Below are 841 nucleotides of genomic sequence, written 5' to 3'. Positions count from 1 at the left end.
AAGGAGTGAAAATGATGGAATATGTAATTGAGATGTTAAATATTCGCAAAGAATTCCCTGGAATTGTTGCCAATGATAATATCACACTTCAAGTCAAAAAAGGAGAAATCCATGCACTGCTTGGAGAAAATGGTGCGGGGAAATCAACCTTAATGAATGTTCTTTTTGGTTTATATCAGCCGGAAAAAGGAGAAATTAGGGCTCGGGGACAAAAGGTGAACATTTCTAATCCGAATGTAGCCAACGATTTAGGAATTGGCATGGTGCATCAGCATTTTATGTTGATCGATACATTTACCGTTACCGAGAACATTATTTTAGGAAAAGAAACGGTCAATAAAGGGAAAATCGATTTAAAAAAGGCAGAAAAAGAAGTAAAGGAAATTTCGGAAAAATATGGGTTGGCAGTAGATCCAAAAGCGAAAATTTCTGATATTTCAGTAGGGATGCAGCAAAGAGTAGAAATTTTAAAAACGCTTTATCGAGGTGCGGAAATATTAATTTTTGATGAACCATCTGCTGTGTTGACTCCTCAAGAAATAACCGAATTAATGGCCATTTTCAAAACGTTAATAAAAGAAGGAAAATCAATTATTTTGATTACCCATAAATTAAAAGAAATTATGGAAGTGTGCGATCGAGTTACCGTTATTCGTAAAGGAGTAGGAATTGGTACATACAATGTAAGCGAAACAAATCCAAATGAATTAGCTAGTTTAATGGTAGGCAGAGAAGTTACGTTTAAAACAGATAAAAAAGAAGCACAGCCAAAGGAAACCATTCTTTCTATTAAAAATTTAAGTGTAAAAGATTCACGTGGTGTGAAAGTCGTTCATTCCTT

1 protein-coding gene is annotated in these 841 nt (G+C 34.4%); it reads left to right on the top strand.

Translation table 11 applies throughout. The features are described from left to right. Window positions 1-14: 14 nt before the first annotated feature. Window positions 15-841 (top strand): ABC transporter ATP-binding protein (locus ACTXGU_RS22235; protein ID WP_443483697.1); only part of this gene is annotated, 827 nt, incomplete at its 3' end.

The sequence above is a fragment of the Niallia sp. 01092 genome (assembly GCF_052318935.1).
Classification (GTDB): Bacteria; Bacillota; Bacilli; order Bacillales; family Cytobacillaceae; genus Niallia.
This window is presented reverse-complemented; position numbering and strand designations above follow the sequence as displayed.